Source organism: Curtobacterium sp. 22159, from assembly GCF_052045775.1.
In the GTDB taxonomy this organism is placed as follows: Bacteria; Actinomycetota; Actinomycetes; order Actinomycetales; family Microbacteriaceae; genus Curtobacterium.
Genome location: NZ_JBQEPN010000016.1, coordinates 25203 through 38866, shown reverse-complemented (window position 1 = coordinate 38866; position 13664 = coordinate 25203). Strand labels below are relative to the sequence as shown.

Below are 13664 nucleotides of genomic sequence, written 5' to 3'. Positions count from 1 at the left end.
CCTCCCGTCCGCCGTCAGTGGAACTGGGGGATCGTCAGCCAGATGCCGTACAGCACCGCCGCGACGCAGACGGCGAAGCAGACCACCGCACCCGCCATCGCGGCCGGCGGGGTCTTGCCGGTCCGGGCACTCTCCTCGGAGTACTGCGTGTGGTCCCCGCCGGCGTCGGCCGGCTGGCCGGCCCCGAGCAGGCGCAGCCCGAGCGTGTAGACGAGCACCACGCCGACGGCGGCCACGAAGCCGACGCCCGCGACGGTGCCGATGGCGCCGAAGTCGATGTCCATGCGGTCCCCCTCAGGCGGAGACCGGCTGGGCTGCCGGCTCCTGGTCGCGGACGTCGTCCGAGGTGATGGGCTTGCGGCGGGCGAGGAGGAAGAAGGTCGCGCCCGCGGCGACCGCGAGGACGGCGACGATCACGAGACCGATCGTCGAGGTCGCCGCGAGGGCGGTCGCCAGTGCACCGACCACCGCCGCGGCCGGGAGCGTGATCACCCACGCGACGACGATCCTGCCCACGACGCTCCAGTGCACGTCGGCGAGCTTCTTGCCGAGGCCCGAGCCGATCACCGAACCGCTCGTGACGTGCGTGGTCGACAGCGCGAACCCGAGGTGCGAGGACACCAGGATGGTCGCCGCGGAGCTGGTCTCGGCCGCGAAGCCCTGGGGCGACTGGACGTCGGAGATCTTCTTGCCGACGGTCTGCATGATCCGCCACCCGCCGGTGTACGTCCCGATGCCGATCGCCAGGCCGCAGGCGAGGATGACCCAGAGCTGGGGGCCGGTGCCCGCCGGCTGGTAGTTCGCCGCGATGAGCGTCAGCGTGATGACACCCATCGTCTTCTGCGCGTCGTTCGTGCCGTGTGCGAGCGACACGAGCGAGGCGGAGATCGTCTGGCCGTGCCGGAAGCCGGTCGCGGCACCGTGCGTGGTCGCGTTCCGCGTGAGCGTGTAGGCGAGGTACGTCGCGACGAGGGCGATGATCCCGGCGATCACGGGCGAGAGCAGGGCCGGCAGGACGACCTTCGAGACGACGGTGCCCCAGTCGACCGACTGGACCCCGGCTCCGATGATCGACGCGCCGATGAGGCCGCCGAACAACGCGTGCGTCGAGGAGGACGGCAGGCCGAAGTACCAGGTGGCGAGGTTCCAGAGGACCGCGCCGACGAGTCCCGCGAAGATCATCACGGGCGAGATGTGGATGCCGTCCTGGCCTTCGCGGATGATGCCCTGCGAGACGGTCTTCGCGACCTCCGTGGAGAGGAACGCGCCGACCACGTTGAGGACGGCGGAGATGAGCACGGCGGTCCGGGGCTTGAGCGCCCCGGTCGCGACCGACGTGGCCATGGCGTTGGCGGTGTCGTGGAAGCCGTTCGTGAAGTCGAACACGAGGGCCACCACGATCACCAGCAGTACGGTGACGAGGACGTCCATGCGCGAGACGGTAGGCCCGCTCCGGGCCGCCTGCGTGAACGCCGGGTGAACACGTGCGCAGGTCCCGGTTCTGGGAGGATGCACACGTGCCGACCTTCTCCGCAGCCCGAGGGGACTCCTCGTTCACCGACGCGCACGGCGTCGAGATCGTGTACTCGACGTGGCGTGCGGCGCGCCCGAAGGGCGTCGTCCAGATCGCCCACGGCGTCGGGGAGCACGGGCTCCGGTACGAGCCGCTCGCGCAGGACCTCGTCCGTGCCGGGTACACGGTGCACGCCAACGACCACCGGGGCCACGGGCGGACGGGCCTCGGACAGTGGGACGGCGACCACGCCAAGCTCGGACGCCTCGGGCCGGGCGGCCTCCGAGCAGCGATCGCGGCGGTCGAGCAGATGACCGCCGTCGCGCGCGCCGACACCCCGGGGGTGCCGCTCGTCCTGCTCGGGCACTCGTGGGGCTCGCTCATGGCGCAGCGGATCGTGAACACGTCCTCCGAGGCGTACGACGGGGTGGTCCTCGCCGCGACCGCGTACCGCCTGCCCGGCTGGATGAACAGCGGCGACCTCAACGCACGGCACGCCGGATCCGGCCCGACGAAGCACGAGTGGATCAGCCGGGACCGAGCGGTCATCGACGCCATCCTCGCCGACCCGCTGGCGGTCGAGGCGGACGTCATCAAGCTGTTCGGTGTGCGTGATGCGCTCCGGCTGCTCGGGGTGCCCCGGCGGCGCATCCCGCACGACGTGCCGATGCTCCTGCAGGTCGGATCGGAAGACACCCTCGGCGGCCCCCGGTCCGTGGAGCGGCTGGCCGAGGCGTACCGGCGGCGGGGTCGGCTGTCCGACATCACCGTGCGGGTGTACGACGGCGCACGGCACGAGGTCTACAACGAGACGAACCGCGACGAGGTGGTCGCGGACCTGGTCGCCTGGCTGGACCGCGTGACGGGTGCGCCGCGGGCGTAGGCTCGTCCTGTGCACGGTGAGTACAAGGTCCCCGGAGGCAAGCTGGTCGTCGTCGACCTCGACGTCGTCGACGGGACCATCCAGGAGTTCCGGCTGGCGGGCGACTTCTTCCTCGAACCGGACGACGCGCTCCCGTTGATCGACCAGGCGGTGAACGGCCTGCCCGCCACCACCGACGCCGCGGGGATCGCCGCCGCCGTCCGGGCCGCCCTGCCGACCGACGCCGTGCTGCTCGGCTTCACGCCCGAGTCCGTCGGGGTCGCCGTCCGTCGCGCGCTCTCCCGTGCGTCCACGTGGCAGGAGTACGACTGGGAGATCATCCACGAGGGCCCGATCAGCCCGAACGAGCACCTCGCGCTCGACCAGGTCCTCACCGAGGAGGTCGGAGCCGGCCGTCGTGGTCCGACCCTCCGCATCTGGGAGTGGGACCAGCCCGCCGTCGTCATCGGCTCGTTCCAGTCGCTCAAGAACGAGGTGGACCCCGAGGGCGCGGCGAAGTACGGCGTCGAGGTCGTCCGGCGCATCTCCGGCGGCGGCGCGATGTTCATGGACGCCGGCGCGATCATCTCGTACTCGCTCTACGTCCCCACCGACCTCGTGCAGGGCATGACCTTCGCCGACTCGTACGCCTACCTCGACGAGTGGGTGATCGAGGCGCTGAAGTCCCTGGGCATCGAGGCCTACTACCAGCCGCTCAACGACATCTCCTCGACCAAGGGGAAGATCGGCGGCGCCGCGCAGAAGCGGCTCGGGACCGGGGCGCTGCTGCACCACGCCACCATGAGCTACGACATGGACGGCCAGAAGATGGTCGAGGTCCTCCGGATCGGCCGCGAGAAGATGAGCGACAAGGGCACCACCTCGGCCGCCAAGCGCGTCGACCCCCTGCGGTCCCAGACCGGGCTGACGCGGGCCGAGATCATCGACCGGCTCGTCGCCACCTTCACCCGGCTGTACGGCGCCCACGAGGGGCACGTGACGGACGCGGAACGGCAGCGTGCGCAGGAGCTGGTGCGGACGAAGTTCGCGACGCGGGAGTGGCTCGAGCGGGTTCCCTGACCGGGGGCGCCGGCGTCACGGCTTCGCGCCGTTGCCGAACGACCCGTGCAGGGTCGTGGCGCGGAACGCCGTCGTGTCGATGACGGCGTGGACCGCGTCCAGTACCGTCTGGTCGTCCGTGTCGACGCCGATGACCAGCGAGCCGTGGTCGACGCGCATCGTCGTCGGGATCGTCGCCTCGAGTCCGGTGACGTGCGGTGTCGCTGCCAGGGTCGCGAGCCCCTGCGCGACCGCGGTGGAGGTCGCCGGAGGGATGCGTTGGTCGAAGGTCGCGTCGTAGTGGACGACGGTCGCGATGTGCCCCGTGCCCGCCGGCACCGTCAGGGTGAGGTCGACGCCCGTCCAGGCGATCTCGCGTGCCATCTCCGTGGGGACCGCGCCCGCCTCGGACGATGTCGCCGACGGCTCCATCACGACCGTGAACGCGGATCGGAAGTGATCGGTGGTGACCAGACGGCTCGCGCACGTGGGATCCGGTCCCGTGCTCGGCGTGTTCGTCGTCGACTCGGTCGCGGTGCGGACCCCGGGCGACCGCTGCACCGCCCGGAGCGCGGTCTGCACCTCCCGCGCGACGGTGGGATCGAGCGTCGCGGACGCCGACGGTGCGTCGGGCACCGGTCCGCCCTCGGTGTCGTCGGACGGGCACGGGCGGGATGCGCCACCGCCATCGTGGAGCAGGTCACCGGCGAGGTCACGCGCGGACGAGCACCCGGTGATCGTCACCGCGGCGACGAGGGCGAGGGCTGCTGCCGAGAGGACGGTCTGCACGCGCACCACCCCAGTCTGCACGACGGCGTCTCCGGCACGGCGGCTACGAGCCCGGGACGTCGTCCTCGTCGTCGGGGGAGCGCAGGGTTGGGTCGATCCCGTTGCTCGTGCTCCCACCGGGGCCGCGGAAGACCAGCGGAGCGCCGGCTGCCGAGACGACGTACGCGAAGTCCTCGACGTCCTCGTCGTCGTCCTCGGCATCGTCGTCCGGCTCGTCGCCGCTGCGCGTGCCCAGGAGCTTGCGCGTCAACGAGGACCGCTCGGTCAGCAGCGAGTCGAGAGCAGCGGCGAGGTCCTCGTCCGACGGCGTCGCGTCCCGGAGCGCCGCCCCCAGGACGCTCCGGCGCATCAACTCCTTCGCGAACGACCCGGTCGTCCCCGTGGCCCGTTCGGCGGCGTGCGCGAGCGCATCGTCCGAGAAGGGCAGCTCCGCCGCGTACCGACGGAACAGCCGCACGCGCTCCGGTAGCTCGGGCAGCGGGATCTCCACCGCCAGGTCGACCCGGCCGGGCCGGTCCGCGAGCGCCCGCTCGAGCACCGAGACGCGGTTCGTCGTCATCACGAACGCCACGTCGGCATCGCCGTCCAGGCCGTCGAGGGCGTCGAGCACCTCGAACAGCAACGGCTGCGGGGAGCTGTGCCGCTCCATCGCGACGAGGTCGATGTCCTCGAGCACGACGATCGACGGCTGGAACGTGCGCGCGAGGTCGGCCGCTGCACCGATCGCGGCGATGCTCGAACCGGTGAGGAGCACCGCCGTGACCCCCGGAGTCCGCGCGAGCAGGTGCCGGATCGTGAGCGTCTTGCCGGTGCCGGGCGGCCCGTAGAGCAGGACCCCGCGCTTCAGGTGTTGCCCCGCTGCGAGGAGGGCCTCGCGCTGCTCGCCGATCCCGACCACGTGGGCGACCACCTCGTCGAGCACGCCCTCGCCGAGCACGACCGCGTCGGCGTCGACGTCCGGGCGGCGCAGGAAGGTGGCCCCGGCATCGGCGCCGTACTCCGACTGCACGAACGACAGCACCTGGCCGCGCAGGACACTCCGCTCGATCATCAGCTCGCGGAGCCGCCGCAGGAACGCGCTGGCCGCGTCCTGGTCGCCGGCGAGCACCTCGAGGGTGGCGCGGTGGCGGCCGTACTCCGGCTTCGCGGACCGCTGGAGGACGGCGACCGGGACGCCCTCGAAGGTGACGAAGCGCAAGCCGAACGACACCACGCGGCGGGTGCTGTCCGCACCGGTCGCGCGCGGTGCGTAGCCCACCGGGCCGACGGCCCAGCGGGTGTGGGGGTTGGCGATGAACTCGCTCACCGAGCTGTGGAACCGGCTGTCGTCCCCGGCGATGCCGACGAGAGCGTCCGCGGCGTCCCCGGCCAGCGCTTCGAGGGCGATGTCGGCGTCGACCAGTCGGTGGTCCGGGAACTCCTCGGTGATGACCGGGACGGACTGGGGGTCGACGCCGAGGTGGTCCCGGATCCGTTCACCGATCGGCGTCAGCACCGCCTGCTGCTCGGTGGCGGCGAGTTCGTTCACCCGCTCGAGGTAGCGGGCGAACGCGCGCATGAGGTCACGGTCTTCGTCGAGCACGACGCCATCCTGGCACGGCGGACGCGTGGTCGGCGGCCCGGGGAGGGGGTCCCGGGCCGCCGCACACCCAGTGTCGGTGTCGTCCTGAAGAACCACGTGTGTGGATCACGAGAATCCTCCGCGCGGCGGATGTCCTCGCCCGATCGCCCACGTACCGTCGTGTCCGTGAACTGGTTGATCCTCCTGGGGGCGGTGGCCGCAGCGGCCGTCGTGATGTGGATCGCCGATCGCGTGGGGTGGATCGACCTGTCGAACAAGGCCACACGCAGCGGCGGATCCGGCGGCGTGATCTCGATGATGGACGAGGTGTTCGCACCCACCCGTCACGAGACGCAAGCGGAGTACGAACGGCAGTCGCGCCTCCCGCGGGAAGCACCGACGCCGGCCGACGACGACCACGACCTGCTCAGCGGGAGCGTGCTCATCCGGGTGCCGGCGGTGCGCGGTGCGGGTCGGCACGAGGCACGCGCCGGGACGCACGACCGCAGCTACTGAGCCCGGGTCGCTGGCGCGGCTCAGCGCGTCGTGAGCTCCTGGTAGTCCGGGTGCCGCTCGATCCACGCGGCGACGTAGCTGCACTGCGGGACGACCCGCAGCGAGCCGTCGCGCACGTCGTCGAGTGCGTGTTCGACGAGGATCGAGGCGTGGCCGCCCCCGCGGTGCGCCGGGTCCACCTCGGTGTGCACGAAGCGGATCTCGTCGCCGTCGACCTCGTACGCCGCGAAGCCGATCACCTCGCCGTCCTCGACGAGGGAGTACTGCTGCTTGTCGGTGTCGTTGCGGACCTCGGGTGCTGCCATGTCCGAGACGCTACGCCCCTCCCGAAGAAGGGCCTGTGTGGTGCCTGTGCACACCGCTAGGGTCGCACCGTGCAGCACGAGTCGACACCGCCCTTCCGCTTCCGGACCCCGCCCGGCTGGCCGACGCCGTCGGCGGAGTGGGTGGAGCTGCACCAGGCCGCCGAGCCCGCCGCCGACTGGTCGCCCGCGCCGGGGATCCCCGCCGCGCCCGCCGGATGGCGGTTCTGGTCCGTCGTGCCCCGATCCTTCCGCGCGTACCTCCCGCCGCGGGCGCGGCGGCTCCGGGTCGCCCAGTGGACCGGCCTCGTGGTCGCGCTCGTGGCGCTCGCCGGGGTGCTGGTCGTGACCGCCGTCGGCGGGCCGTCCGTGCTCGCCCTCGTCCCCCTGGTCGCGGGCGTCGCCGTCCTCGTGGTCGCATCGTCGCGCCGGGCCGACCTGGCCGCGCGGACCGCCGCGTCCGTCCGCGACGACGCCGCCGCGTGGCGACCTACCGAGGTGCCGAGCCGTGCGCGGGCAGCACGGCCCGACCTCGACGAGGACGCCGCCGTCGCCGCCTGGGAAGCCGCAGCATGGGGTCTGGCCACCGCGCACCCGTTCGTCACCGCACCCACGCAGGACGGCAGCGCGGTCGCGCCCGGGACGGTGCCCGCGTCGATCCGACGCGGCTCGCGTGCGGTGTTCGGCCTGACCGCCGGTGTGGCGGCGCTCCTCCTGGTCGTGGGTGCGGGCGCGTCCGTCGTGCCGGTCGTGCACGCCGCGCAGCAATTCGGCGCCGGCAGCACGCTGGCCTACGGGTGGCAGGGCGACCCGGGGCCGGGCGACGGGGACTCCTCCGGCCCGGACCAGTCGGACCAGTCGACGTGGACCTCGGACGACGGCACGATCACTGCGAAGTTCATCTCCGACGACGACACGTGGCAGGCGACGTGCGGCGCGACGGACTTCACCGAGAACTGCTCAGCGTGGACGATCGGGGGTGAGTGCGACGGGTCCGCCCGGATCACGATCGGGTTCGCCGACGCCGAGGGCGGTGCGGACGTCCGGACCGACACCCGGACGGTCCTGCTCACCGCCGGAACACCGCTGATCCTCACCGAGCCGGGGCCCGAGGCGTGGAGCGACATCGAGGACGCCACCTGCTCGGCCCCGGCGAAGAGCCCCGTCGCGGTGACCCGGAAGCAGCTCGACTCCGACGACGAGGACGCGGACGGCTCCTGGCCGGACGGCTGCGTCGACTTCGGGTGCGCCGGGTGGGAGATCACGCCGGAGGCGGACTGCCCGTCGGCCACGGTGCTCTTCTCGGTCGACGAGGAGGTCGGCACGCTGCCGGCTCCGCACGACCTCGTGGTCACGACCGCACTGCACGCCGGGAAGCCCGTCGACGTCTGGGCCGGCGGCGCCTGGTCCTCCGACGACGACGCGACGCTCGCGCAGGTCACCTGCGGCTGAGCGGGCGCTCCCTCGCGGGCGGTGCCGGGTGCGGCTACGCCGGGCACGACTGTGCCGGCGTGGCCTGCGCCGGGCACGACCGTGCCGGGCACGACCGTGCCGGGCGCGGCTCGCGCCGGGTAGGTCAGAATGGTCCTCGTGCACACCGGAGACGAGCGTGGCCCGGACCGGGTCGTCCTCGGCGACAACCTCGACGTGCTCCCGACGCTCGCTGACGGCTCCTTCACCCTCGTCTACCTCGACCCGCCGTTCAACACGGGGCGCTACCAGCGGCGGCACGCGAGCGCAGCGGTGCGCGGAGCAGCGTCCGACGGGTCACCGGTCGACGCCCGTACCGCACGCCGCCGTGAGACCGTCACCGGCTTCCGCGGCAGCACGTACGAGCGGGTGCGCGGCGATCTGATGCGGTTCGACGACCGGTTCGACGACTACTGGTCGTTCCTCGAACCCCGGTTGCTCGAGGCATGGCGGCTCCTGGCCGAGGACGGCACCCTCTACCTCCATCTCGACTACCGCGAGTCCCACTACGCCAAGGTCCTGCTCGACGCGCTGTTCGGCCGTGACTCCTTCCTCAACGAGATCGTCTGGGCGTACGACTTCGGAGCGAAGTCACGCTCGCGCTGGCCCACGAAGCACGACACGATCCTCGTGTACGTGAAGGACCCGTCACGGTACTGGTTCGACTCCGAGGCGGTCGACCGCGAGCCCTACATGGCACCCGGGCTCGTCACGCCGGAGAAACGGGAGCGCGGCAAGCTCCCGACCGACGTCTGGTGGCACACGATCGTGTCGCCGACGGGTCGGGAGAAGACGGGCTACCCGACACAGAAGCCCGAGGGGGTGCTGCGGCGGATCGTGCAGGCGTCGTCCCGGCCGGGCGACTGGGTCCTCGACTTCTTCGCCGGCAGCGGGACGACCGGCGCGGTCGCGCAGGCGCTCGGCCGCCGGTTCGTCCTGGTGGACGACAACCCGACGGCCGTCGAGGTCATGCGACGCCGACTGCTCGACGCGGCGTTCGACGTCGTGGAACCGCCCGCCGCTTCCGTGGTCTGACACGGTGCGACGGGCGGTCGGTGCGCTGCCTGTCTACTCGGCCGAGTGGCGGCCGTGCGGGTGGTCACCGTCGGGACGGGAGGCGCTGCTCGCGTCGGCGCTGTCCGTCGCGATCGGCTGTGCGCCGGGCTCGCTGGCCGTGGTGGCGTCGGTCCGGCCTGCCTGGGCCTCGTCCGTGCCCGTGCCCGTGCCCGTGGTGGTGCCAGCGCCCGCGGTCGCGTCGGCCGGTGCGTGCGCGGCGTGGGCGGCACGGGTGCGGATGGTGCCGGTGGTGACCGGGGGTTCGTCGACCGGGGCGGCCGCCGAGTGCGCGCCGTGGGTCGTCGCGTCCGGGAGCGGCGCGCGGGTGTCGCCGCTCACGGCCTCCGGGTCTGCCGTGTCACGAGCCGGGGACGCGGCGGACGTGGCGACGGCGGCGGGGGCGGACGTGCCTCCCGTCTGCCCGGACCCGACCGCGGAGCCGGCCGACCGGGGCTGGGACACGACGTCGGGCGAGGTCGGGACCGCGGACGAGCCGGAGTCCGGTGCTGCGAGCGCCCCGGTGGCCCCGCCGTCGGCGCCGTCGGCCGCCTTGGCGGCGTTCGCCCGGTTCGTGTTCGCCTGCTCCTGCAGCGCGGACACCTTCCGCAGCGGCGGGACGCGGAAGAACCACGTGAGGACGAACGCGAGCAGGATGACGCCGAGACCGACCCAGTAGACGGCGACGGCCGAGTCGCTGAACCCGACGAGGAACGGTCGGCTCAGGCGCTTGTCCGCGCCGTTGAGGAACGAGGTGTCGCTCGTCGACGAGCTCGTCGAGGAGCTAGCCTTCGAGTCGCCCTTCTTGAGCTGGTCGACGAGCTTCGGCGCGACCTCGTCGACGACGTTCTTCCGCTGGTCCGCCTTGCTGTAGTCGACCTGGAGCGTGCCGTCCACGACGTCCGCCTTCGCCTTCGACGCGACGGCTTCGAGGGCCTGCTGTTCGGCCGCGGGCTTCGCGGCGGCCACCTGCTCCGCGATGACCGAGTCGGCGGAAGCGGCCGGGATCTGACCGGCGGCCACGCGCTGCTGGACACCGGCGGTGACCTGCTTCGTCACGGCGGCGTCGGCTGCTTCCTTCGCCTGCACGGCGCCCTTGTCGAGCCCGTCCTGCACGTTCTGCTTCACGGGGTCGACGATCTTGTTCCAGATCTGGTCCATGACGCCCTTGTTGTCCTTGGCGTTGGCGACCGACGGGGTCAGGGCGGCGTTCAGCGCGCTCTTGAGGTCGCCCTCGTTCTGCATCGCCGTCGTGATGTTCGTCGGCATGAGCGTGAACAGGACGGACAGGAGCACGGCGGTGCCCATGGTGCCGCCGATCTGCCGGAAGAACGTGGCCGCACTCGTCGCGACGCCGATGTCCCGGGGGCTGACGGAGTTCTGCGCCGCCAGGGTCAGGGTCTGCATGAGCTGCCCGAGCCCGAGGCCGATGCCGAACATGCCGAGCATGAGGAACCAGAGCGGACGGTCGGCGGTCAGGAACGTCAGGACGGTGAACCCGATCGCGGTGAACGCCGTGCCGGTGATCGGGAAGACCTGGTAGTTGCCCGTCCGCGAGATGATCTGGCCCGAGGCGATCGACGAGATCATCAGACCGAGGACCATCGGGAGCATCGCGAACCCGGACTCGGTCGGCGTGACACCCTTCACGATCTGCAGGTAGAGCGGGATCGTCAGCATCGCGCCGAACATGCCGAAGCCCACGAGGACCGACAGGACGGCGGACATCGAGAACACCCGCGAACCGAAGAGCTTCAGCGGCAGGATCGCGTCGTCACCCATCGCTCGCTCGACGAGGATGAAGGCGATCAGTCCGGCGGCGCCGATGCCGTAGCAGGTGAAGGCCCCGGCGGAGCTCCACCCCCAGTCACGGCCCTGCTCGGCGATGAGCAGGAGCGGGACGAGGGTCACGATGACGAGCGCGGCGCCCCACCAGTCGATGCGGGGCTTCCCGCGGTCGCCGAACTTCGGCAGGTGCAGGAACGTCAGCACCATGAAGAGCGCGATGATGCCGATCGGCACGTTGATGAGGAAGACCCAGCGCCATCCGGAGATGAACAGGAGCTCGTTCGCGCCGGCGAAGACACCACCGACGAGCGGACCGATGACGCTCGAGATGCCGAACACGGCGAGGAAGTAGCCCTGGTACTTGGCGCGCTCACGGGGGGCGAGCATGTCGCCCATGATCGCGAGCGGCAGCGACATCAGGCCACCGGCCCCGAGGCCCTGCAACGCGCGGAACCCGGCGAGCATGAGCATCGATGACGAGAACGACGCCGCGAACGAACCCACGACGAAGATCGCGATCGCGGTGATGAACAGCGGGCGTCGGCCGAAGATGTCCGAGAGCTTGCCGTAGATCGGCGTCGTGACCGTCGAGGCGATCAGGTACCCGGTGGTGACCCAGGCCTGCTGGTCGAGCCCGTGCAGGTCGTCACCGATCGTGCGGATCGCGGTGCCGACGATCGTCTGGTCGAGGGCGCCGAGGAACATGCCGGCCATCAGGCCGTAGATGACCAGCAGGATCTGCCGGTGGCTCATCACAGCGTTGGACGACGTGGTGGGTGCCGCGGGTGCGGTCGCGGTCTGGGTCATGTCAGGGTCTCCCGAGAACTTTGCGCTGGCTGCAAAGTTACATCTGCCGCAAGGCGACTGCTCGCGTCGGGGAGGGTTCCTGTGTGGATCGGCAGCGCCCGGCGCGGGATGGGTGGGGTGTTCAGAGGCGCCCGTCCGGGCGGTGTCGTTCCGCAGGGACGCCGTGCTGCGCGCGCCCTGACGCCGTCACAGTACGCCCGTGGACCCCGAAGGGTCCACGGGGTCCGGAGGTGGTGTCAGGCGCCGAGGGCGGCGTCGACGATCTCCTTCGCTTCGCGCTGTACCTGTTCGAGGTGCTCCTGCCCCACGAAGCTCTCGGCGTAGATCTTGTAGACGTCTTCGGTGCCGGAGGGCCGGGCGGCGAACCACGCGCGATCGGTGACGACCTTCACGCCGCCGACCGCCGCGTCGTTGCCGGGTGCCTTCGACAGCTTCGCCGTGATCGGGTCGCCCGCGAGGGTGTCGGCCGTGATGGTGTCGCCGTCGAGCTTCGACAGGCGGGCCTTCTGCTCCTTGCTCGCCGCCGCGTCGACGCGCTGGTAGACCGGGTCGCCGAAGCGCTCCGTCAGCTCGGCGTAGAGCTGCGAGGGGGTCTTGCCGGTCACCGCGATGATCTCCGACGCGAGGAGGGCGAGGATGATGCCGTCCTTGTCGGTCGTCCACGCTGAACCGTCCTTGCGCAGGAAGGAGGCTCCGGCGGACTCCTCGCCGCCGAACGCCACCGAGCCGTCGATCAGCCCGGGGACGAACCACTTGAAGCCGACCGGGACCTCCCACAGGCGCCGACCGAGCGACTCCGCCACGCGGTCGATGATGCTCGACGAGACGAGGGTCTTGCCGATGGCGGCGTCCCCCCGCCACTGGGGTCGGTGCGCGTACAGGTACTCGATCGCCACGGCGAGGTAGTGGTTCGGGTTCATCAGGCCCCCGTCGGGCGTGACGATCCCGTGCCGGTCGGAGTCGGCGTCGTTGCCGGTCAGCACGTCGAACTCGTCCTTCCGGGCGACGACCGATGCCATCGCGCTCGCGCTGGACGGGTCCATGCGGATCTTGCCGTCCCAGTCGAGCGTCATGAACGACCAGGTCGGGTCGACGTCGGGGTTCACGACGGTGAGGTCGAGCCCGTAGTGGTCGCGGATGCGGTTCCAGTACGGCAGGGACGCGCCGCCGAGCGGGTCCGCACCGATCTTGACGCCCGCACGCTTGATCGCGTCGATGTCGATGATGTTCTCGAGGTCGGCGACGTACGCGCCGAGGAAGTCGTAGCGGTCCGGCGAGGCGTGTTCGGTCCGCTGCACCTCGGCGTTGCCGCCCGCGATGATCGCGTTCGCCCGCTCCGCGATCCAGCTCGTCGCGTCGCTGTCGGCGGGGCCGCCGTGCGGCGGGTTGTACTTGAAGCCGCCGTCACGGGGCGGGTTGTGGCTCGGGGTGATGACGATGCCGTCCGCGGTGTCCGGGTGGCCGGCGCGGTTGTAGGCGATGATCGCGTGGCTGAGCGCCGGCGTCGGGACGTACCCGTTCTCGCTGTCGGCGAGGACGTGCACCCCGTTGGCGGCGAGCACCTCGAGCGCGGTGCGTTCCGCCGGACCGGAGAGTGCGTGGGTGTCGCGACCGATGAACAGCGGGCCGTCGGTGCCCTGCGACGTGCGGTACTCGACGATCGCCTGCGTGATGGCGGCGATGTGCGTGTCGTTGAAGGCGGAGTCGAGCGAGGAGCCGCGGTGGCCCGAGGTGCCGAACACGACCTTCTGCTCGGGCACCGAGACGTCCGGCACGCGCTCGTGGTAAGCGGCGATGAGGGCGTCGAGGTCGACGAGGTCGTCTGCTGTGGCGGGGGTGCCGGCGCGGTCGTTCATGCGTCCATCCTGGCATCGCGCAGACCGGAGCGCCCAGGATCCGCGGACCCTGTGGAGAACGAGCGAGCGGCCGTCCGACCGGGGAGAA

12 protein-coding genes are annotated in these 13664 nt (G+C 71.6%); 5 read left to right on the top strand and 7 right to left on the bottom strand.

Annotated features, from left to right (window positions below; all coding sequences use genetic code 11):
• Positions 1–14: 14 nt before the first annotated feature.
• Together ACTJKO_RS16370 and ACTJKO_RS16365 are read right to left on the bottom strand one after the other, a co-directional pair.
• Entirely contained in the window at positions 15–284 is a 270-nt protein-coding gene (locus tag ACTJKO_RS16370; protein WP_440690251.1) for a hypothetical protein, read from the bottom strand.
• 10 nt (positions 285–294) lie between these two features.
• Entirely contained in the window at positions 295–1431 is a 1137-nt protein-coding gene (locus tag ACTJKO_RS16365) for an anion permease (RefSeq protein WP_440690249.1), read from the bottom strand.
• Positions 1432–1517: 86 nt separating this feature from the next.
• Between ACTJKO_RS16365 and ACTJKO_RS16360 the strand changes: the two genes are divergently transcribed.
• Both ACTJKO_RS16360 and ACTJKO_RS16355 read left to right on the top strand, forming a co-directional pair.
• A complete protein-coding gene (locus ACTJKO_RS16360; RefSeq protein ID WP_440690247.1) occupies positions 1518–2396 on the top strand; it encodes an alpha/beta hydrolase in 879 nt (292 codons plus the stop codon).
• 9 nt (positions 2397–2405) lie between these two features.
• Positions 2406–3455, top strand: coding sequence for a lipoate--protein ligase family protein (locus ACTJKO_RS16355; protein WP_440690245.1), 1050 nt, complete (start codon positions 2406–2408; stop codon positions 3453–3455).
• A gap of 15 nt (positions 3456–3470) precedes the next feature.
• Here ACTJKO_RS16355 and ACTJKO_RS16350 read toward each other — a convergent pair whose 3' ends face one another.
• Both ACTJKO_RS16350 and ACTJKO_RS16345 read right to left on the bottom strand, forming a co-directional pair.
• A complete protein-coding gene (locus tag ACTJKO_RS16350; protein WP_440690243.1) occupies positions 3471–4229 on the bottom strand; it encodes a hypothetical protein in 759 nt (252 codons plus the stop codon).
• 37 nt (positions 4230–4266) lie between these two features.
• Positions 4267–5805: an AAA family ATPase gene (locus ACTJKO_RS16345; RefSeq protein WP_440690241.1), complete on the bottom strand. Its 1539-nt coding sequence runs from the start codon at positions 5803–5805 to the stop codon at positions 4267–4269.
• Positions 5806–5970: 165 nt separating this feature from the next.
• On the opposite strand from ACTJKO_RS16345, the gene ACTJKO_RS16340 reads away from it, so the two are divergent.
• A complete protein-coding gene (locus ACTJKO_RS16340; RefSeq protein WP_440690239.1) occupies positions 5971–6300 on the top strand; it encodes a hypothetical protein in 330 nt (109 codons plus the stop codon).
• 20 nt (positions 6301–6320) lie between these two features.
• On the opposite strand, the gene ACTJKO_RS16335 is transcribed toward ACTJKO_RS16340, so the two are convergent.
• On the bottom strand, positions 6321–6605 hold the full coding sequence (locus tag ACTJKO_RS16335) for a GNAT family N-acetyltransferase (RefSeq protein WP_440690237.1): 285 nt from the start codon (positions 6603–6605) through the stop codon (positions 6321–6323).
• Positions 6606–6674: 69 nt separating this feature from the next.
• Here ACTJKO_RS16335 and ACTJKO_RS16330 point away from each other — a divergent pair, with 69 nt between their 5' ends.
• Together ACTJKO_RS16330 and ACTJKO_RS16325 are read left to right on the top strand one after the other, a co-directional pair.
• On the top strand, positions 6675–8054 hold the full coding sequence (locus ACTJKO_RS16330) for a hypothetical protein (protein WP_440690235.1): 1380 nt from the start codon (positions 6675–6677) through the stop codon (positions 8052–8054).
• 129 nt (positions 8055–8183) lie between these two features.
• Positions 8184–9107: a DNA-methyltransferase gene (locus ACTJKO_RS16325; protein ID WP_440690233.1), complete on the top strand. Its 924-nt coding sequence runs from the start codon at positions 8184–8186 to the stop codon at positions 9105–9107.
• Positions 9108–9140: 33 nt separating this feature from the next.
• Here ACTJKO_RS16325 and ACTJKO_RS16320 read toward each other — a convergent pair whose 3' ends face one another.
• Positions 9141–11720 (bottom strand): DHA2 family efflux MFS transporter permease subunit, encoded by a 2580-nt coding sequence (locus ACTJKO_RS16320; protein ID WP_440690231.1) that lies wholly within the window; start codon positions 11718–11720, stop codon positions 9141–9143.
• Between the two features lie 236 nt (positions 11721–11956).
• Complete coding sequence (gene pgm, locus ACTJKO_RS16315; RefSeq protein WP_440690229.1) at positions 11957–13576, bottom strand: phosphoglucomutase (alpha-D-glucose-1,6-bisphosphate-dependent); 1620 nt, start codon at positions 13574–13576, stop codon at positions 11957–11959.
• Between the last annotated feature and the right edge of the window lie 88 nt (positions 13577–13664).

What these genes read in the sequence shown, in the direction of transcription:
- pgm (WP_440690229.1), bottom strand. Translation starts at nt 13,576, where the DNA reads ATGAACGACCGCGCCGGCACCCCCGCCACAGCAGACGACCTCGTCGAC.
- ACTJKO_RS16365 (WP_440690249.1), bottom strand. Translation starts at nt 1,431, where the DNA reads ATGGACGTCCTCGTCACCGTACTGCTGGTGATCGTGGTGGCCCTCGTG.
- ACTJKO_RS16320 (WP_440690231.1), bottom strand. Translation starts at nt 11,720, where the DNA reads ATGACCCAGACCGCGACCGCACCCGCGGCACCCACCACGTCGTCCAAC.
- ACTJKO_RS16335 (WP_440690237.1), bottom strand. Translation starts at nt 6,605, where the DNA reads ATGGCAGCACCCGAGGTCCGCAACGACACCGACAAGCAGCAGTACTCC.
- ACTJKO_RS16325 (WP_440690233.1), top strand. Translation starts at nt 8,184, where the DNA reads ATGGTCCTCGTGCACACCGGAGACGAGCGTGGCCCGGACCGGGTCGTC.
- ACTJKO_RS16370 (WP_440690251.1), bottom strand. Translation starts at nt 284, where the DNA reads ATGGACATCGACTTCGGCGCCATCGGCACCGTCGCGGGCGTCGGCTTC.